This window comes from Aeromonas sp. 600724, assembly GCF_049175135.1.
Taxonomy (GTDB): Bacteria; Pseudomonadota; Gammaproteobacteria; order Enterobacterales; family Aeromonadaceae; genus Aeromonas; species Aeromonas veronii_A.
In genome coordinates, this window is sequence record NZ_JAAKUM010000005.1 from 169,520 (window position 1) to 189,136 (window position 19,617).

At 57.5% G+C, this 19,617-nt stretch carries 19 protein-coding genes; 5 read left to right on the forward strand and 14 right to left on the reverse strand.

Features of this window, described 5'->3' with window-relative positions:
- Positions 1-74 precede the first annotated feature (74 nt).
- Genes glmM through rlmE form a run of 4 tightly spaced genes read right to left on the reverse strand, consistent with a single transcriptional unit; the run spans position 75 to position 4,951 of the window.
- Entirely contained in the window at positions 75-1,409 is a 1,335-nt protein-coding gene (glmM, locus tag G5168_RS06760; protein WP_139434790.1) for a phosphoglucosamine mutase, read from the reverse strand.
- A gap of 15 nt (positions 1,410-1,424) precedes the next feature.
- Positions 1,425-2,270: a dihydropteroate synthase gene (gene folP, locus G5168_RS06765; RefSeq protein WP_421172950.1), complete on the reverse strand. Its 846-nt coding sequence runs from the start codon at positions 2,268-2,270 to the stop codon at positions 1,425-1,427.
- A 59-nt stretch (positions 2,271-2,329) separates the two neighbouring features.
- Complete coding sequence (ftsH, locus tag G5168_RS06770) at positions 2,330-4,276, reverse strand: ATP-dependent zinc metalloprotease FtsH (protein ID WP_216951949.1); 1,947 nt, start codon at positions 4,274-4,276, stop codon at positions 2,330-2,332.
- 45 nt (positions 4,277-4,321) lie between these two features.
- Positions 4,322-4,951 (reverse strand): 23S rRNA (uridine(2552)-2'-O)-methyltransferase RlmE, encoded by a 630-nt coding sequence (rlmE, locus tag G5168_RS06775; protein ID WP_421252022.1) that lies wholly within the window; start codon positions 4,949-4,951, stop codon positions 4,322-4,324.
- A gap of 97 nt (positions 4,952-5,048) precedes the next feature.
- Between rlmE and yhbY the strand changes: the two genes are divergently transcribed.
- Positions 5,049-5,345: a ribosome assembly RNA-binding protein YhbY gene (gene yhbY / locus G5168_RS06780; protein ID WP_033114153.1), complete on the forward strand. Its 297-nt coding sequence runs from the start codon at positions 5,049-5,051 to the stop codon at positions 5,343-5,345.
- Between the two features lie 103 nt (positions 5,346-5,448).
- Positions 5,449-6,033: a PilZ domain-containing protein gene (locus G5168_RS06785; RefSeq protein WP_421172949.1), complete on the forward strand. Its 585-nt coding sequence runs from the start codon at positions 5,449-5,451 to the stop codon at positions 6,031-6,033.
- 54 nt (positions 6,034-6,087) lie between these two features.
- Here the strand turns inward: G5168_RS06785 and greA are convergent, their stop codons facing one another.
- From greA to pomA, 3 genes are all read right to left on the reverse strand, one after another.
- Entirely contained in the window at positions 6,088-6,564 is a 477-nt protein-coding gene (gene greA / locus G5168_RS06790) for a transcription elongation factor GreA (protein ID WP_216951952.1), read from the reverse strand.
- A gap of 155 nt (positions 6,565-6,719) precedes the next feature.
- Positions 6,720-7,613 (reverse strand): flagellar motor protein MotB, encoded by an 894-nt coding sequence (locus G5168_RS06795; RefSeq protein ID WP_216951953.1) that lies wholly within the window; start codon positions 7,611-7,613, stop codon positions 6,720-6,722.
- Positions 7,614-7,621: 8 nt separating this feature from the next.
- The gene (gene pomA, locus G5168_RS06800; protein ID WP_216951954.1) at positions 7,622-8,380 is read right to left on the reverse strand and encodes a flagellar motor protein PomA; all 759 of its coding nucleotides are present in this window, start codon (positions 8,378-8,380) and stop codon (positions 7,622-7,624) included.
- Between the two features lie 211 nt (positions 8,381-8,591).
- Here pomA and xseB point away from each other — a divergent pair, with 211 nt between their 5' ends.
- From xseB to dxs, 3 genes are read left to right on the forward strand one after another with little or no spacing between them, the layout of a single operon-like run.
- A complete protein-coding gene (gene xseB / locus G5168_RS06805; protein WP_005338838.1) occupies positions 8,592-8,843 on the forward strand; it encodes an exodeoxyribonuclease VII small subunit in 252 nt (83 codons plus the stop codon).
- A complete protein-coding gene (gene ispA, locus G5168_RS06810; RefSeq protein ID WP_421172947.1) occupies positions 8,844-9,734 on the forward strand; it encodes a (2E,6E)-farnesyl diphosphate synthase in 891 nt (296 codons plus the stop codon).
- 21 nt (positions 9,735-9,755) lie between these two features.
- Complete coding sequence (dxs, locus tag G5168_RS06815) at positions 9,756-11,624, forward strand: 1-deoxy-D-xylulose-5-phosphate synthase (protein ID WP_216951957.1); 1,869 nt, start codon at positions 9,756-9,758, stop codon at positions 11,622-11,624.
- 209 nt (positions 11,625-11,833) lie between these two features.
- Here the strand turns inward: dxs and G5168_RS06820 are convergent, their stop codons facing one another.
- The 7 genes from G5168_RS06820 to nusB all read right to left on the reverse strand — a co-directional run bounded on the left by G5168_RS06820 (position 11,834) and on the right by nusB (position 19,611).
- Complete coding sequence (locus G5168_RS06820; RefSeq protein WP_040068611.1) at positions 11,834-12,775, reverse strand: ABC transporter permease; 942 nt, start codon at positions 12,773-12,775, stop codon at positions 11,834-11,836.
- 2 nt (positions 12,776-12,777) lie between these two features.
- Positions 12,778-13,752 (reverse strand): ABC transporter permease, encoded by a 975-nt coding sequence (locus G5168_RS06825; RefSeq protein WP_005349514.1) that lies wholly within the window; start codon positions 13,750-13,752, stop codon positions 12,778-12,780.
- A gap of 99 nt (positions 13,753-13,851) precedes the next feature.
- Positions 13,852-15,408 carry an ABC transporter substrate-binding protein gene (locus G5168_RS06830; RefSeq protein ID WP_021230378.1) on the reverse strand — a complete coding sequence of 519 codons (1,557 nt, stop codon included), beginning with the start codon at positions 15,406-15,408 and terminating at the stop codon, positions 13,852-13,854.
- 69 nt (positions 15,409-15,477) lie between these two features.
- Positions 15,478-17,202, reverse strand: coding sequence for a dipeptide ABC transporter ATP-binding protein (locus tag G5168_RS06835; protein WP_421252023.1), 1,725 nt, complete (start codon positions 17,200-17,202; stop codon positions 15,478-15,480).
- Between the two features lie 487 nt (positions 17,203-17,689).
- Positions 17,690-18,184, reverse strand: a complete 495-nt coding sequence (locus tag G5168_RS06840) for a phosphatidylglycerophosphatase A (RefSeq protein WP_005349509.1) — start codon at positions 18,182-18,184, stop codon at positions 17,690-17,692.
- Entirely contained in the window at positions 18,181-19,140 is a 960-nt protein-coding gene (gene thiL, locus G5168_RS06845) for a thiamine-phosphate kinase (RefSeq protein WP_026034998.1), read from the reverse strand. The genes G5168_RS06840 and thiL overlap by 4 nt, the downstream gene beginning before the upstream one ends.
- 57 nt (positions 19,141-19,197) lie before the next feature.
- Positions 19,198-19,611: a transcription antitermination factor NusB gene (gene nusB, locus G5168_RS06850; protein ID WP_005343514.1), complete on the reverse strand. Its 414-nt coding sequence runs from the start codon at positions 19,609-19,611 to the stop codon at positions 19,198-19,200.
- Positions 19,612-19,617: the final 6 nt, after the last annotated feature.

Below are 19,617 nucleotides of genomic sequence, written 5' to 3' on the forward strand. Positions count from 1 at the left end.
GTGCTATTTTTAAATTTTTGAATCGTTTGAACAAGATACAACCAGGGCGGCTAAAAAGCCGCCCTGGTTGTTCATTAAAACGCCGATTCAACCTGCTTGGCGATGCGCTGAGCCATGTCACGCACCTGCTGTTCATGCTCCCCTTCGACCATGACCCGGATCAGCGGTTCGGTACCTGATTTACGCAATAGTACGCGACCACGACCAGCCAGCTCCTGTTCCACCTTGGCAACCTCAGCCATGACAGCATCAGCGGCCAGCGGATCCTTGCCTTCGGCAAAACGAACATTCACCAGTACCTGCGGGAACTTGTTCATGCCGGAGCGCAGCTTGGCAAGCGGCATCTCGGCACTGCGCATGGCAGTGAGCACCTGCAAAGCGGCTACGATGCCATCACCCGTAGTGGTTTGATCAAGACAGATAATGTGGCCGGAGTTCTCGCCACCGATGCGCCAGCCCTTCTCTTCCATCATCTCCAGCACATAGCGGTCACCCACCTTGGCACGGGCAAACGGAATGCCCAGGGTTTGCAGCGCCAGCTCCAGACCCATGTTGGCCATCAGAGTGCCGACGACACCGCCTTTGAGGCGACCATTGCGCAGAGCATCGCGCGCGATGATATAGAGCACTTCATCACCGTCGATGAGATAGCCGGTATGGTCGACCATGATCAGACGGTCACCATCGCCATCAAAGGCAACCCCCAGATCGGCCTTGCACTCCAGCACCTTGGCAACCAGTGCGTCAGGCGCAGTCGAGCCGACACCATCGTTGATGTTGAGACCATCCGGGGCACAGCCCATTGTGATCACTTCAGCACCCAGCTCGCGGAAAACCGACGGCGCAATGTGGTAAGTAGCGCCGTGGCCACAGTCGACCACCATTTTCACCCCATCCAGATTCATGTGGGAGGGGAAGGTGCTCTTGCAAAATTCGATATAGCGACCGGCAGCATCATCAATGCGCACCGCTTTGCCAAGTTCGGCAGACTCGACACACTTGAGCTCGTGATCCAGCTCGGCTTCGATAGCCAGCTCGACATCATCGGGCAGCTTGGTGCCATCGGCGGAGAAGAACTTGATGCCGTTGTCGTAGAAGGGGTTGTGGGAAGCGCTGATGACGATGCCGGCCTCGGCACGGAAAGTGCGAGTCAGGTAGGCAACCGCCGGCGTGGGCATGGGCCCCATCAGAATGGCTTTAAGGCCTGCCGCGGAGAGCCCCGCTTCCAGCGCGGATTCCAGCATGTAACCGGAGATGCGGGTATCTTTGCCAATCAGCACCTTTTTGGTGCCCTTCTTGGAGAGCACTTTGCCGGCAGCCCAACCCAATTTCATTACAAAATCAGGGGTGATCGGGTATTCGCCAACCTTGCCGCGCACACCATCGGTACCGAAATACTTTCTTGCCATTGTCTGTTCTCTTTATTATTTGGAAATAAAATCTTGTCCCGTCATTGCCAGCCAACCGACGCGCAATGCGTCCATGGTCTCCCGTACATCGTGTACCCTGATGATGCGGGCCCCATGCTGCATGCCGATAAGGGCGCATGCCAGACTGCCCGCCAGACGCTCATCCACCGGACGGCCCAGCAGGTTGCCTATCATAGACTTTCGCGACATCCCCACCAATAGCGGCAAGCCATAATCAAGCAGTTCCTTTTGAGCCGCCAACAGCTGATAGTTGTGTGCAAGGGTCTTGCCAAAGCCATATCCAGGATCCAGCAACAGCTCTTCACGACGGATCCCGACCGCCAGACAAGCCGCAATACGCTCATCAAAGAAGGCGCGAACCTCCCCGATCAGGTCCTCATAGTGCGGCTCGACCTGCATGGTTCTCGGCTGCCCCTGCATATGCATCAGACAGACCGGAACCCGAGCTTCGGCCGCGGCTTGCAGTGCTCCAGGTTCTTGCAGTGCCCGCACATCGTTGATCAGATGGGCACCCACCTTGCAACCCTCCCGCATCACAGCCGCTTTGGAGGTATCGAGGGAGATCATCACATCCAGCTCACGGGCCATCTGCTCCACGACAGGAATGACCCTGTCCAGCTCCTCCTGCTCGCTCACATCGGGCGCACCAGGGCGGGTTGACTCGCCACCGATGTCGATGAGGGTCGCACCGTCAGAGACCATCTGGCGCGCATGGGCCATTGCCCGTTCAAACTGGTTGAAATTACCGCCATCGGAGAAGGAGTCGGGCGTCACATTGAGGATCCCCATCACATGGGGACGATCGAGGGAGAGGCTGAGCCCCTTGCTGGTTAACTGCATTTTCATGTCCATCTGATAAAGAAAAACCCCGGGCAAGCCCGGGGTTTGGAGAGTCACGATTATTTGGCCGGCGCGTCGTTGGCTTTGTCGATAGTGACATCCGCCACCGGTGCAGCCTCATCGGCCGGCTTGGCCTCGGCAGCCACGGTGGAACCGCCTTGCGGGGTATCACCGTGCTCGTCATGCCAGTTGCTCGGAGCACGAACCTCGCGACGCGCCATCAGATCATCGATCTGTTTGGCGTCGATGGTTTCATACTTCATCAACGCATCTTTCATGCTGTGCAGTACATCCATGTTATCCAGCAGGATCTGCTTGGCGCGGTCGTAGTTGCGATCAATGACCTGCTTCACCTCGGCATCGATGATGCGCGCAGTGTCGTCGGACATGTGCTTGGCCTTGGCCATGCTGCGGCCGAGGAACACTTCACCATCTTCTTCCGCATAAAGCATCGGGCCGAGACGCTCGGACATACCCCACTGGGTCACCATCTTGCGTGCGATATCGGTAGCTCGCTCGATGTCGTTGGACGCGCCGGTCGAGACCTTCTCGGCACCGTAGATCAACTCTTCCGCCAGACGACCGCCATACAGGCTGGAGATCATCGACTCCAGATGCTGCTTGGAGTGGCTCCAGCGATCCTGCTCAGGCAGGTACATGGTCACACCCAGCGCACGGCCACGCGGAATAATGGAGACCTTGTAAACGGGATCATGATCCGGAACCACGCGACCAATAATGGCGTGACCGGCTTCATGATACGCAGTCATCTCTTTTTCAGACTCTTTCATCACCATGGAGCGACGTTCCGCCCCCATCATGATCTTGTCCTTGGCCTTTTCGAACTCAGCCATGGAGACCACTCGGCGGCTTTCGCGAGCAGAGAAGAGGGCAGCTTCGTTGACCAGGTTGGCCAAATCCGCACCGGAGAAACCGGGTGTACCACGGGCAATCAGCGCCGGATTGACGTCATCCGCCAACGGAACTTTGCGCATGTGCACTTTCAGGATCTGCTCGCGACCACGGACATCCGGCAGACCGACCACAACCTGACGGTCGAAACGGCCCGGACGCAGTAGTGCCGGATCCAGTACATCAGGACGGTTGGTGGCAGCGATGACGATGATCCCTTCATTGCCTTCAAAGCCATCCATCTCGACCAGCATCTGGTTAAGGGTCTGCTCACGCTCATCGTGACCACCGCCCAGACCGGCGCCACGCTGGCGACCGACCGCATCAATTTCATCGATGAAGATGATGCAGGGGGAGGATTTCTTGGCCTGCTCGAACATGTCACGTACCCGGGAGGCACCGACACCCACGAACATCTCCACGAAATCAGAACCTGAGATGGTGAAGAAGGGCACCTTGGCCTCACCCGCAATGGCCTTGGCCAGCAGGGTTTTACCGGTACCGGGAGGACCTACCAGCAGTACGCCAGTCGGGATCTTGCCACCCAGTTTCTGGAATTTGCTCGGGTCGCGCAGATAGTCGACCAGCTCCTTCACCTCTTCCTTGGCTTCATCGCAACCAGCTACATCGGCAAAGGTAGTCTTGATCTGATCTTCACTCATCAGGCGAGCCTTGCTCTTGCCAAACGACATGGCGCCTTTGCCACCGCCGCCCTGCATCTGACGCATGAAGAAGACCCAGACACCGATCAGCAGCAACATCGGGAACCAGGAGATGAAGATAGAGGTCAGCAAAGACGGCTCTTCCGGCTTCTCGCCCATCACCTTGACGTTGTGATTGAGCATATCGTTGAGCAGCTGGGGATCCGGCGCCGGGATGATGGTGGTGAATCGTTCACCAGTACGCTTGACGCCATTAATGACCTTACCGTCCATCCGCACTTCACGGATCTGATCTTGGGTCACCTCTTTAACGAAGCTGGAATAGTCCAGCTGGCGACTGGTGGTATCGCTGGGGCTGAAGCTATTGAACACCGACATCAATACGACGGCGATGACCAGCCACAGGATTAAGTTTTTCGCCATGTCACTCAAATCAGTAACCTCGCAGACTGACAGTTAACGATGAAGGTTAGGGTACTACAGTTTAAAACCGGTAGCCACAATGTAGACTTCCCGTGATCTGGCGCGGGATGAGTCTGGTTTACGAATTTTAACGGCGGAGAAAAGTTTCCGAATTTCATTCAGATAGGCATCAAAGCCCTCCCCCTGAAACACCTTCACCACAAAACTGCCGTCACTGCGCAATACCTGATGACACATGTCCAGAGCCAACTCGACCAGATACATGGCACGAGCCTGATCCACCTGCTGGGTGCCGCTCATGTTGGGGGCCATGTCGGACATCACGACATCGACCTTGTCGGGTCCGACTCGCTCCAGCAAGGTACCGAGTACAGTTTCCTCCCGAAAGTCCCCCTGCAGGAAATCGACACCGGCAATGGGATCCATAGGCAGAATATCGCAGGCGATGACCCGACCCGATTCGCCAACCTGCTCGACCGCGAATTGGGACCAGCCGCCGGGGGCAGCCCCCAAATCCACTACCGTCATACCATTTTTCAACAGGCGGTCTTTGCCCTGGATCTCGTCGATCTTGAAAACAGCACGGGAACGCAGCCCCAATTTCTGGGCTTTTTTGACGTATTGATCGTCGAAATGTTCTTTTAACCAGCGGGTGGAGCTGGCGGAACGTTTTTTCTGGGTCATGATAATCGGCTTTAAAAAACCACAAGGGTTATTAGTATTAAGGGCTAAGTGGGGGTAGAATACGCCCCTTTCAACCCTGACTTATGAAGAAATTGCGATGATTCTCAACAATAAACAGAAACAGTACCTCAAGGGCCTTGCCCACAGCCTCAAGCCTGTCGTCCTGCTGGGTCAGCACGGTCTGACCGAAGGTGTACTGGCGGAGATCGATCTGGCGCTGAACCATCACGAGCTGATCAAGGTTAAGGTTGCCTCTGAAGATCGCGAGATGAAACAACTGGTTATGGATGCCATCGTCCGTGAAACAGGCTCTGTAAAAGTACAGAGCATGGGTCATGTGCTGACCATCTATCGTCAGGCCAACGAACCCAAAATCCAGCTGCCTCGCAAGTAAAAGGAAAGAGCATTGCTCTTTCCTTATTTCACTTCTTCCCAAGTCGCTTGCCACAGTAGTCGCCAAGCCCTTAACCTGCGATGAATAGTTTCGGACACGCGCCATGGCTCACCATCCTATTCTGACCGACGATGAACTGACCATGTTGCGGGAGCTGGGATGCTCGGAGGCGACCCACCTTCTGAGCGGACATCTCGACAACCCCATGCTTGGCTTGCTGCAAAAAGCCGAACAGCTGGTATTGGAAGCCCGCTATGCAGGCCATCAGTTGCGATTCCCCCTCACCTTTATCCAGAGAGAAGATGGCTTTGTCGAGCCTCGGCTCGCTGCGCCAGTGATCCGGGAGCTGGGGTTTGCCCAGCCAAGAGCTTGGAGACTTGCCCAGAAAGCGACACTGCAAACAGCTCATGGAGTACTCCAAGTGCTGAGCCTTTCGCTCAATGGCCTCATCGTGGAAGATCTGCCCACAGATATGATGGCGGATACTACCTTGCAGGGAACTCTGCAGATCGCCCCAGAGGCGCCATTTCCCTTGCAGGCCAGGCTGGTGAGACGGGTCAAATCTAATGCAGACCGTGCAACCTGGGCACTCAGTTTCCAGATGAGCGAGGCAAACATAGAGCGACTTCGTCACTGGCTGTTTCAGCGCCATCAGGACACCTTCAACGACGCTTACCAACCAGCCTGAAGCGCAACAAACAGGGGAGCAAGTGCTCCCCCGTCTCATCCCGCATTAACTACATCAGATGTAGGCAACGTCCAAGATTTCGTACTCCACATCACCTGCGGGCGTCTTGACGAGCGCCACATCGTCCACTTCCTTGCCAATCAGAGCGCGGGCAATCGGAGAGTTGACAGAGATAAGGTTCTGCTTGATGTCAGCCTCATCGTCACCCACGATGCGGTAGATAACCTCTTCCTCTGTTTCGCTCTTGAGCAGGGTCACGGTGGCACCAAAGATGATGCGACCATTGTTGGTCATCTTGGTGACATCGATCACCTGGGCATTGGAGAGCTTGGCTTCAATTTCCTGAATGCGGCCTTCACAGAACCCCTGCTGCTCACGGGCGGCATGGTATTCGGCGTTTTCCTTCAGATCGCCGTGCTCACGGGCTTCAGCAATCGCTTCGATAATCTGGGGACGAAGCTCGGTCTTGAGATATTCGAGCTCTTCGCGCAGCTTCTCAGCGCCGCGAACAGTCATCGGAGTATGATTCATAGTCGAAACCTGGGTTGCTTGAAAATAGAAGCTGCGGCTATCTGTCAGGACGCCGCAGCACTCGGTTCGGATGGCGCATCTTAATATGAAGCCAACACAAAATCCATGTCGGCCCCCTGATGCAGATCCCGCTTTATCTGTTGCTCCAAGAAATATTACTTTCCTTCCGGTACCGAAATAGGAGAGGAAATGGTCGGTTTGCCCTGCATGATAGCGATCTCTACCCGTCGGTTCATCCGGCGATTCTCGGGAGTATTGTTGGGCACCAATGGTTGGGAATCGGCCATCCCCTGCACGATCAAGCGTCCCTGATCAAATCCTGGGACCTTGATCATCTGGTGTGCCACCGCCACCGCCCGTTGCGACGACAACTCCCAGTTGGACTGGAACAGTTCATCTTCGGTCGCCACGTTGTCGGTGTGACCGGATATGGTGATTTCACCCGGTACATCCTTGAGCAGGGTCGCGACCTTGCGAATAACCGGCCAGAACTGGGGTTGCAGAAACGCCGAGCCAGCCGGGAAGGAGGCTTTTTCCCTGATCCGGATGATGATCTGCTGTCCCAACGCCTCGATTTCGATGGCACCATCCTGGATCTGATCTTTCATCTGCTCGGCCAGCGCCTTTGCCAGGGTATTGGACTGCTGCTGCGCCTTCTGAGCATCCTGAGCTGTGTCCCCCCCCGTCTGCTTGCCATCACTCTTGTCCTGACCACCTGCCTGCTCGGCCTCACCGGGCAAAAAATCCAGCTCGGTCTGGGTCATGTCCATGGTCTGCTGCATCACGGTATCAATCGGGGTTGGCTCTGGGCGGCCAGGACGGAACTCCTGGGCAATGACAGAAGTTCCCTTCGGAATATCTTTCACCTCAAGGATATTCTGGACCCCGAATGCCTTCTCCATGGACCCCGCAATCTGCTTGAACTTCTGCACATCCATCTCGGCAAAGGAGAGCAACAACACGAAAAAGCACATCAGCAGAGACATGAGGTCGGCGAAGGTCCCCATATAACCGGGCAGGCCGGGAGGCGGGCATTTGCAATCAGACATAGGGCTCCCTACTCACTGCCGTTGTTGCGTTTGGACTGGTTCAGATAGTTCTGCAGCATGGACTGGATCACCCGCGGGTTTTGGCCATCCTGGATCCCCATGATGGCATCGAGGATCAGCGAACGGCTAAGGCGCTCTTCGCCGCTGCGCAGTTCCAGCTTGTCGGCTATCGGGATGGCCAGCATGTTGGCTTCGATCGCACCATACAGAGTGGTCAAGAGGGCTACAGCCATGGCAGGACCGATAGATTTGGGATCACTCATATTGGCCAACATGGCCACCAGACCCACCAGCGTACCGATCATCCCCATCGCCGGGCCAAGATCCCCAAGGGTACGGAACACCTTGATCGCAATGACGTGACGTTCGGCAGTCAACTCGATATCCTTTTCCATAACTGCGCGCACTACATCGGCATCATGGCCATCCACCAGCATATCGATCCCTTTTTTCATGAAGGGATTGGGAATCTCGGCCGCTTCAAGCGCCAGAAATCCGCCTTTACGGGCGGCATCGGCAAGCTCAACGGCTTTAACTATGAGGTCTTCCAGCTTGTCGCCCTTGTACATAAAAGCTTTTCCAGCGACCTTAAATGCCATCAGAAACTGGCCTAGGTTGAACTTCATCATGGCGATGAAGATGGAGCCCAATACGGTGATGTAGACCGATGGCATGTCGACGTACATGCTCATGGGGCCCCCCAGCAGCATGCCGTACACCACCACCCCGAAACCCAGCACTATCCCTATCAGACTGCCTAGATCCACGTCCCTACTCCTGTCACCGGTTCTTATTCCCAATTATAGTTTGTTGAATTTTCTGCTATTGCGACCCAAGCGGCAAGCATGCATCCACTGAGAATCATGGTTCATTATCGGCCAGTTTATCGAGAGTTTGAGGAGGCAGCGTTTTTCTGCCTCCCCCCTGTGGACGGTCGATGTTAATATAAGCCGTTTTTTTCAATCCCCGAGGATGGACATGGCCAGTAAAAAAATCGACCGCCTGAGTTTTGATGCCACTCTCGAAGAGCTGGAAACCATCGTTCATCAGCTGGAACAAGGTTCCCTACCCCTGGAAGAGGCGCTCAAACAGTTCGAGCAAGGCGTTCATCTGGTACGGGCCGGTCAGCAGAAGCTGGAACTGGCCGAACAGAAGATCCAGATCCTGCTCAGTCAAGCCGATGGCAGCGACCAGCTCGCCCCCTTCCAGCCAGAACAAGGAGAGGAGTGAGTGGCGCTGGACCATTTTTCCCGTCTGCATCGTCAGCGAATTGACGACTGTCTGTCAGCACAACTTGAATCCTTGCCCGCCATGGCGCCACGCCTGCGCGATGCCATGAGTTACGGCCTGCTGCTGGGCGGCAAGCGGGTGCGCCCCTTCCTGGTCTACGCCGTCGGCGAGATGCTGGGCGTAAAGAGCGAGCTGCTGGATGGCCCAGCCGCAGCGGTGGAGTGCATCCACGCCTACTCCCTGCTGCACGATGACCTGCCAGCCATGGATGACGACGATCTGCGTCGCGGCCAACCAACCGTCCACAAGGCGTTTGATGAGGGCACCGCCATTCTGGCCGGTGATGCGCTGCAGACCCTGGCGTTCTCCATTCTGGCCGATCACCCCATGCCCGATACTTTGATGGCCAACCGGGTGCGGATGCTGAGTACCCTCGCCCGCGCCTCCGGCTATCTTGGTATGTGTGGCGGTCAAGCGCTGGATCTGCAGGCCGAAGGTCGCCAGATCTCACTGGCCGAGCTGGAACAGGTACACCGCCACAAGACCGGTGCACTGATTGAATGTGCCGTGGCGCTCGGCGCCCTGTGCAAAGCCGATGTCGATGACGCCACGCTGGCTGCCCTGCAAACCTATGCCGCCGCAATTGGCCTCGCCTTTCAGGTGCAGGATGACATCCTTGACATCACAGGTGATACCGCCACCTTGGGCAAGCCACAAGGTTCTGACCTGGCGCTGGAGAAGAGTACCTATCCGGCCCTGCTCGGACTCGAAAATGCCCGTGAGCTGGCTCGCGAACTGCATGGGAAAGCCTTAACAGCCCTGCAATCCTTGCCCTACAATACCGACATTCTGGAAGCGTTTGCCGATTACATCATCGAGCGAACCCACTAAACGCTGGATAACAGTAACAATATGAGCGTTGATATTAGCAATTTCCCCAACCTGGCCCTCGCGGACACTCCGGTCGAGCTGCGTTCCTTGCCCAAAGATCGGCTGCCGGTGCTGTGCAACGAGCTGCGCGAATATCTGCTGCGCTCTGTCAGCCGCTCCAGCGGACACTTTGCCTCCGGTCTCGGCACGGTCGAACTGACCGTGGCCCTGCACTACGTCTACAACACCCCGTTCGATCGGCTGATCTGGGATGTGGGCCATCAGGCCTATCCCCACAAGATCCTGACCGGGCGCCGTGACCAGATCCACACCATCCGGCAGAAAGATGGCCTGCACCCCTTCCCCTGGCGCGGCGAGAGCGAGTACGACGTGCTCTCCGTCGGCCACTCCAGCACCTCCATTGGTGCGGCGCTCGGTATGGCGGTCGCCGCCGAGAGTGAAGGGCTGGGTCGCAAGGTGGTAGCGGTAATTGGTGATGGTGCCATTACCGCAGGGATGGCCTTTGAAGCGCTCAACCACGCCGGCGATGTCCATAAAGACATGCTGGTGATCCTCAACGACAACGAGATGTCCATCTCCGAGAATGTCGGGGCGCTCAACAACCATCTGGCCCGGGTCATGTCCGGCAAGCTCTACACCACCATCCGCGAAGGTGGCAAGAAGGTGCTGGCCGGTCTGCCACCGGTCAAGGAGCTGGCCAAGCGGGCCGAAGAGCACCTCAAGGGGATGGTGGTGCCCGGCACCCTGTTCGAGGAGTTCGGCTTCAACTATATCGGCCCCATCGACGGTCACGATATCGAGGCGCTGGTCGAGACCCTGCGCAACATGCGCAATCTCAAGGGCCCACAGCTGCTGCATGTCAAGACCAAGAAGGGCAAGGGTTACGAGCCGGCGGAGAAAGACCCCATCGGTTATCACGCTGTGCCCAAGTTCAATCCTGACGAGTGTTCCCTGCCGAAAGCGAGCGCCGCCAAACCAACCTTCTCCGCCATCTTTGGCCAATGGCTGTGCGACATGGCCGCCAAAGACGAGAAGCTGGTCGGTATCACCCCCGCCATGCGTGAAGGCTCGGGGCTGGTGAAATTCAGCCAGCAATATCCTGATCGTTACTTCGACGTGGCGATTGCCGAGCAACATGCGGTCACGTTCGCCGCAGGTCTCGCCATCGCCGACAAGAAGCCGGTGGTCGCCATCTATTCGAGCTTCCTGCAGCGTGCCTACGATCAGGTGATCCACGATGTGGCGCTGCAAGATCTGCCGGTGCTGTTCGCCATCGACCGGGCCGGTCTGGTGGGGGCCGATGGTCCGACCCATCAGGGGGCGTTCGACATCAGCTTCCTGCGCACCGTGCCCAACATGGTGGTGATGACGCCATCTGACGAGAACGAGTGCCGCCAGATGCTCTATACCGGCTATCTCCATCAGGGCCCTGCCGCAGTGCGCTATCCGCGCGGCAGCAGCCTGAGCGACGCCCCCATCTCGTCAGAAATGCAGGCACTGGAGCTCGGCAAGGGACGAATCCTGCGAGAGGGCAAGGGCACTGCCATTCTGGCGTTTGGCACCTTGCTGCACCACGCGAAAGCGGCGGCCGAAGCGCTCGATGCCACCTTGGTGGACATGCGCTTCGTCAAACCGATGGATGAGGCGCTGGTGCTGTCGCTGGCGGCCAGCCACGATCACTTCGTCACCATCGAAGATAATGCCATCATGGGTGGCGCCGGTTCGGCGGTGAACGAGTTGCTGATGCGCAATAAACAGTGCAAGCCGGTGCTCAACCTCGGCCTGCCGGATCGCTTCGTCGAACAGGGCACCCAGCAGGAGATCTATGCCCTGCTCGGTCTGGACGATGCAGGCATCCAGCGCAGCATCGAAAGCTGGCTGCAAGCCTGATAACGCTTGAAGCTATCAAACAAAAGAAGGGCGCCTCATTGGCGCCCTTCTTGTTCTTCATAATCTAGAACCTGTTCAAGAACTGTTGCGAGAAGTCCGTCAACAAGGTAAAGAGCAGCGCAGGAACCGGAGTATATGTGAATACATGAGGATTCCGAGCAGCACATGAGCCTTGATCACGGCCTCGCAGTAAGTTCTTGCGCAGGTTATCAACCTTTGTAGATCTTGGGGTTAAACACATCCCGCAGCCAGTCGCCCAGCAGGTTGATGACCAGCACCAGCACCACCAGACAGATTCCCGGGAAGGCGGTGATCCACCAGGAGCCGGAGAAGATGTAGTTGAAGCCGACGCTGATAAGCGAACCGAGCGAGGGCTGATCAACCGGCATCCCCAGACCGAGGAAGGAGAGCGCCGCCTCGCTCATGATGGCGTTGGCCACCTGCACGGTGGAGATAACCAGAATGGGCGACAAACAGTTGGGCAGAATGTGGCGGAACATGATGCGCGGGGCGCGGAACCCCATCACCTTGGCTGCTTCCACATACTCCTTCTTCTTCTCCGCCAACACAGAGGCGCGCACAGTACGGGCATACTGCGGCCACTCGGCGATACCGATGATCACCACCAGCATCATAATGGCAAACTTCGAGTAGAACTCGGAGCCAAAGGTTGCCTGAAAGATGGCGGAGATGATGATCGCCACCATCATGGTGGAGAACGACAGCTGCACATCGGCAAAGCGCATCAACAGGTTGTCAATGCGACCACCGAAATAACCGGCAATCAGACCGATGACGATACCGAGCACCAACTGCAGCGCCACCGCAAACAGGCCGATGGTGAGGGAGATACGGGCGCCATAGAGGATGGTGCTCCAGATATCCCGCCCTTGGTTGTCGGTACCAAGCCAGAAACGCTCCTCGCCGCCTTCGAGCCAGGAGGGGGGCAACTCGGCATCCATCAGATCAAAACTGGTCTGGTCATAGACGTTGTGCGGGGCGAGCCAGGGCGCCAGCAGCGCCGCCAGCACAAATACCACGAACACCGCAAAGCTGAACATGGCTACCTTGTCCCGCAGGAAGTAGTAGACGATGTCAGAGTTCTTGAATCGTGCCCAACGGCTTGGGCTTGCAGTTACAGCGTTACTCATGCTTACCCCTTGGCAGTCAGGTTAACGGTCGGGTTAATCAACCCGTAGAGCAGGTCGACCAGGGTATTGGTCACCACGAAGATCAGTCCCACGAAGATGACGTAGGCGGTGATGAGGGGCGTATCGACCCGGTGGATCGCCTCAAGGAACAGGAAGCCGGTGCCCGGCCACTGGAACACGCTCTCGGTCAGAATGGTGTAGGCCACCATGGTGCCGATCTGCACCCCGCCGACGGTAATGACCGGCAGCATGGTGTTTTTGAGAGCGTGCTGATAGTAGACCTTGTTGTTATCCAGCCCTTTGGCGCGGGCGAATTTGACGTACTCGGAAGAGAGCTGCTCCAGCATCTCGGAACGCACCAACCGGATAAACAGCGGCAGCATGATGGAAGAGAGCGACACCGCGGGCAGGATCAGGTGCAGGATACCATCCCAGGTGAAGAAGCCCGACTCCCAGCCCAGCAGGTTACGGGTCTCGCCGCGGCCATAGGCAGGCAGCCAGCCCAGCTGGATGGAGAAGAGGTACATCAGCATGATGGCGGTCAAAAATACCGGGATCGAGATACCGATACTGCTCCCCGCCATGATGATCTTGGTGGGAATGCTGCGCGGGCGGATCGCCGAATAGACACCGAGTGGAATGGAGACCACCACGATGATGAGCGCGGCAGCAAACACCAGTTCAAGGGTAGCCACCAGCTTGTCGAGGATCACCTCGAGAGCGGGTCGCTTGAAGAAATAGGAGGTGCCCAAATCACCATGCACCGCATTTTTCAAAAAGCGGCTGTATTTGATGAGGAAGGGATCGTTAAGGCCCATCTTCTCGCGCAACTCGTGACGCTGGGCTTCGGAGACGGATTGTCCCACCAGCTCGCGCAACGGGTCACCCAGGTTATCCTGGATGGAGAAGGCGACCAGGCTGATGACGAACATCACTATCACGGCCTGATAGAACCGTTTCAGCAGGAATGTAAACATGCTTGTCCTTCTACGTGGCCTGTGTCGTGGCACAGGCTTCTGTTAGTGGGCGGAGTGACCAGCTGACCACCCCGCCCCGTCCTTCCTTGCGACGTTCTCTTACTTGCTGACCACCAGGTCACCCAGGTAAGGGAAGTTCATCACGTTGACCACCGGCTTGATGTCGACGTTCTTCTTGGCGCCATAGGCCAGATCTTCCCAGTGCAACGGCACGTAGGCAGCATCTTCGATCAGCATGGCTTCGACCTTCTTCAGCATCTCGGCACGCTTGGCCGGATCGGTCTCGGCGTTGGCATCCATCACCAGCTTGTCAGCTTCGGCGTTGGCATAACCGGCGCAGTTGTACTGACCCATACCGGTCTTGGCGTCCTTGGTGAAGGTCAGGAACTCGAAGAAGTTCGCGGTATCTTCGGTGTCGGAGTGCCAGCCGATCAGCTGCATGTCCGCGGCGCACTTGTCAAACTCGGGCCAGTACTGGGCCACCGGCATGGTCTTCAGATCCACCTTGATGTTGATCTTGGCCAGCATGGCGGAGACAGCCTGGGCAATCTTGACGTCGTTGACGTAGCGGGCTGCCGGGGAGATGAAGGTCATCTTGAAGCCTTTCTCGTAACCGGCCTCTTTCATCAGCTCCTTGGCCTTGGCCAGATCATACTGGGGTACCAGCGCCTCGTTGTGACCGGCATAGCCTTTCGGGCTCAGCTGACCAGCAGGGGTACCGAAGCCCTTGTTGATCTTCTCGACGATGCCCACCTGGTTGATGGCGTAGTTGATCGCCTGACGCACGCGCTTGTCTTTCAGCGCCGGATTGGTGTTCTGGTTCAGCTCGATGATGATGGCACGGGTACCGGACAGGGTAACCAGCTGGGAGTCCTTGCCATTCTTCACCCGCTCCAGATCGTTCGGCGCAACCGGATAGATCATGTCCACGTCGCCACCCAGCAGGGCTGCAACACGGGTCGCATCTTCCTTGATCGGCACTACGGTCAGGTTCTCGACGTTACCCTTGGAGGCTTTATCCCAGTAGTTGGCGTTGCGGGCATAATCCAGCTTCACACCCTGCTCGCGGAACTTGACGGTGAACGGGCCAGTACCGGAGACGTGGGTAGAGGCATAGGAGTCGCCGTTTTTGACGATCTCGGCCTTGTCTTTGCCCGCTTCGGTCTTGCCGGTGTAGAACTTGGAGTCCATCGGGAAGATGTAGGTGACGGTCTGCAGCACCAGCGGGAACGGCTTGGCGGTGACAAGATCCACAGTGTAGTCATCGACCTTCTTCACTTCGCTGATGGGATCGAAGATCGCCTTGAAGTCGACGGAGGATTTCAGGCGGTTGACGGTCCACACCACGTCGTCTGCGGTGAAGTCGTTACCGGAGTGGAACTTGACCCCTTTGCGCAGGTGAAAGCGGACGGTCTTGTCATCGACACGCTCGAACTTCTCGGCCAGACGGGGCTCGAACTGCAGGTCCTGGGTGTAACGCATCAGGGGATCGAATACCAGGTGCGACATCTCCAGGGTCTGACCGGAGAGCTGCTCCTGCGGATCCAGCGAAGTGGCGTCAGAAGCGACACCCACCTTGATATCAGCGGCTGAGACACTGAAGGCGAAACCGGCGGCAAACAGCGCCAGGGCAATCTTGGACAATCCTTTCTTCATCTTGTTCTCCATGCTTTTGGCTTTCTTATGACACTTTTTTGACAAGCAGACCGGCGCATCGGCGCTCTCCTAGCTTGCGATTTCCAGCCCCTCGCGGGACATTCCCTTGAACTCCGGCATGAGGGAGATCAGCTTGCGGCTGTAGTCATGCTCGGCATTGGTAAAGAGTTTCTCGGTCTCGGCCACTTCCACCAGATGACCGTGCTGCATCACCCCGATGCGGTCGCACATCTGGCGGATCACCGGCAGATCGTGGCTGATAAACAGCATGGTGAGCTTGAGCTCCTGCTGCAGATCCTTGAGCAGGTTGAGGATCTGGGCCTGCACCGAGACATCCAGCGCCGAGGTGGGCTCGTCGCAGATAAGGAAGCGCGGGCGAGTGGCCAGGGCGCGGGCAATGGAGATGCGCTGGCGCTGACCGCCGGAGAACTCGTGGGGATACTTGACCCCGGCACCGCGGCCAAGACCGACATGATCCAGCAGATCCCCGACAATCCCCTCGATCTGGCTCTCGCTGCTCGCCAGCTGGTGAAAGCGGATCGGCTCGGCAATGATGTCACGTACCTTCATCCGCGGGTTCATCGAAGAGTACGGGTTCTGGAATACCATCTGCATCTGGCGACGCAACGGGCGGCGCTCGCGCTCGCTCTTGAGAGCGGTCAGATCGATCCCCTCAAAGACGATTTTGCCGGTATCAGGCGGATAGAGACCGGTGATGGCGCGGGCAATGGTCGATTTGCCGGAGCCCGACTCCCCCACCAGACCGAAGGTCTCCCCTTCGAAGATCTCGAAGCTGATGTTGTTGCAGGCACGCACATACTGGCGGCGGCTCGGGAAGATGGAGTCCTTGGTGACAAACTTCAGATCGACATTCTCCACCCGCAGCAGCGCCCCTTCATAGGCACGCTCGTCCTGACTCTGACCGAGCCAGTGGGTCTTGAGGTCGATATTGGTATCCGGCGCGCTGGCATCCTCGATATAGGAGACCAGCGGGAAACGCACCAGCTTCACATCGGAGCGGGGTACCGCCGAGATGAGGCTGCGGGTATAGGGGTGATTGGGGCTGCCCAGCACCTGTTCGGTCAGGCCGAACTCCACCAGATCGCCGCGATACATCACCGCCACCTTGTCGGTAACGTTGGAGACCACCCCCATGTCGTGGGTCACCAGCATGCAGCCCACCTGACGCTCTTTGCAGAGGGCGCGGATAAGCTGGAGGATCTGATCCTGAATGGAGACGTCGAGCGCCGTGGTCGGCTCGTCGGCGATGATCAGCTCCGGATCGCAGGAGAGCGCGATGGCGATAACCACCCGCTGACGCATGCCACCGGAGAACTGGTGTGGATACTGCTTGATGCGCAGCTCCGGCTGCGGAATCCCCACTGCCCCCATCAGCTCCAATGCCTTGGCAAAAGCAGCTTCGCGAGAGAGGTCGGTATTGGCCAGAATGGTCTCCACCAGCTGATGCTCAACGGTGAACAGCGGGTTGAGGGAGGTCATGGGGTCCTGGAAGATGAACCCGATACGGGAGCCACGGATGGCCCGCATCTCGTTCTGGCTCTTGCCGGAGATAAGCTCGCCATTGAGATAGATATCGCCACGAGCGATACGGCCCGGCGGGCTCAGGAGATCGATAACGGCGTTGCCGATGGTGGACTTGCCGGCGCCGGATTCACCGACCACCCCGACAATCTCACCCTTTTCGATAGAGAAAGAGAGATCCTTCACCGCGGCCAGCACCCCGTAGCGGGAGGGGTACTCGATCCGCAAGTTCTTTACTTCGAGCAAGGACATGTTTACCTCTGCGGGGGACATCCGTCCCAAATAATTCGTCCGTAAATCAGCCGCAGATGCCGGTTGTTACCTTGGGCAATATTTGCTCAATCCATGAGGCAGCGAAACCAGCGATCCGGGCGGGTTTTTTGCATTTTTTTGGAATAACCCGCGAGTAACTTAGACGGTTTGACCACGGGTGTAAATGATTGAGTTATACAATTCCGCAATGTTTTGTGCAGATAACCACCAATTCGGCAGAGATAAATGATGATTTTCATCACACAAATGGCCGGTGCGTCCGTACATCTATTGGTATCATTACTTTAATTTCAACAACAACGCAACAAGCAGCATTTATCACTATTTCCAAAACAATCACAAGCCCCGAATGAGTAGTGAATATTTATGTGAAATGGATGATAAACGGCAGCATATGCCGATGAATGAAAATTAAGCAGATATAAATCGGGGGATGCCAGAACGGTCATCCCCCGGAAGATGGCTCTCAACCGAGCCAGAATGCCAGTAATTGCATACAAAACAGGGCGAACAGGCCGGCGATCAGATCGTCCAGCATGATGCCCAGGCCACCGTGGATCCGGCGATCAAACCAGGAGATGGGCCAGGGCTTGAGCACATCAAACAACCGGAACAGCGCGAAGCCCGCCACCACCCACTCCCAGCCGGCAGGCGCGGCGATCATGGTGACGCCAAAACCGATCACCTCGTCCCAGACGATGGCGCCGTGATCCGGCATACCGATGGCATCGGTGGCGCTCTGGCAGATACGGATCCCCACAACAAAACCCACCGCCAGCAAGGCGATAAACCAGTGGGTCGGCAGCCCGCTCACCAGCAGGTAGAGCGGAATGGCCGCCAGGGTGCCCATGGTGCCCGGCGCTTTGGGGCTGAGACCGGAACCAAACCCCACCGCCAAAAAGTGAAGCGGATTTTTCAGATCCAGTCGTGTCAGCTCGGGCTTTATCCTGAACAAACTCATGCGAAGTGATCCCACCCTTTCAGTTGCAGCTCGACCGCTTGGTCGCCACGCAGGTAGTCGATGCCCGGCTCGCCCGCCACGATGCGGCCGATACGGCTGAACTTGACCCCGCTGTGGGCCAGCGCCGTATCGAGCGCGCCGCGGTGCTCCTCCGGTACGGTGAAGCAGAGCTCGTAGTCATCGCCACCGGCCAGCGCCAGTTGCCACGCCTCCTGCTCGCTCACCGCATCCTGCAGCACCGGCGAGAGCGGCAGCAGATCGAGATCGATCTGGGCCCGCACGCCGGAGGCCTTGAGGATATGGCCGAGATCCGATGCCAGCCCGTCGGAGAGATCCAGCGCACTGCCCGCCAGCCCGCGCAGCGCCTGACCGGCCAGAATGCGGGGATGGGGATGGTCGAGCCGTGGCAGCACCGCAGCCAGCTGGTTCTCGTTGAGGGTGCGTTTGCCCAGCAGGTGGGAGAGCGCCAGCGCGGCATCACCCAGAGTGCCGGTCACATAGATGCCGTCACCGGCTTTGGCACCGCTGCGCATCAGGGCGCGCCCGGCAGGCACCGACCCCTTCACCGAGATGGTGATGGAGAGCGGCCCGCGGGTCATGTCTCCGCCCACCAGCGCCACATTGTAGTACTCGGCCAGCTCCAGAAACCCTTCGGCAAAACCGGCGACCCAACCTTCGTTGATGGCAGGCAAGGTCAGCGCCAGCGATACCCAGCGCGGCTCGGCCCCCATGGCGGCGAGATCGGAGAGATTGACCGCCAGCGCCTTGTAGCCGAGATCCACCGGATCCATGTCGGGAAAGAAGTGTACGCCGCTCACCAGCGTGTCGGTGCTCACCGCCAGCTGGGTATCGGGGGGCAGGGTCAGCAGGGCACAGTCATCTCCAGGGCCCATCACCACGTCCTTGCGGGCGTGGGGGACCTTGAAGTACTTATCAATCAGCTCAAATTCACCCATACAGTAAAAAGCCAGCAATAAGCTGGCTCCTCTCTTAGATGCTGACGGACAGCAGGATCAACGCTTGTTCAGCGACTTGATCACCTTGTCCAGTACACCGTTGACAAACTTGTGGCTGTCATCGGCAGCAAAAGCTTTGGCCAGCTCGATCGCTTCGTTGATGACCACGCGCGGCGGTACATCATCACGACGGGTCAGCTCGTAGGTCGCCAGACGCAGGATCGCCTTGTCCACCATGTCCACTTCTTCCAGCGGACGGGAGAGGAAAGGTGCAAACACCTTGTCCAGCTCGCTGCAGTGGAGGGCTACCCCGAACAGCAGATCGCGGAAATAGTTCAGGTCTACACCCTTGGTGTCCTGATCGATCTTGAACTGCTCTTCGATGTCACCCACGTTAGCCTTGGTCATCTGCCACTGGTAGATGGCCTGGGTGGCGCAATGGCGGGCTTTACGGCGCTCAGACGGTTTCAATGTACT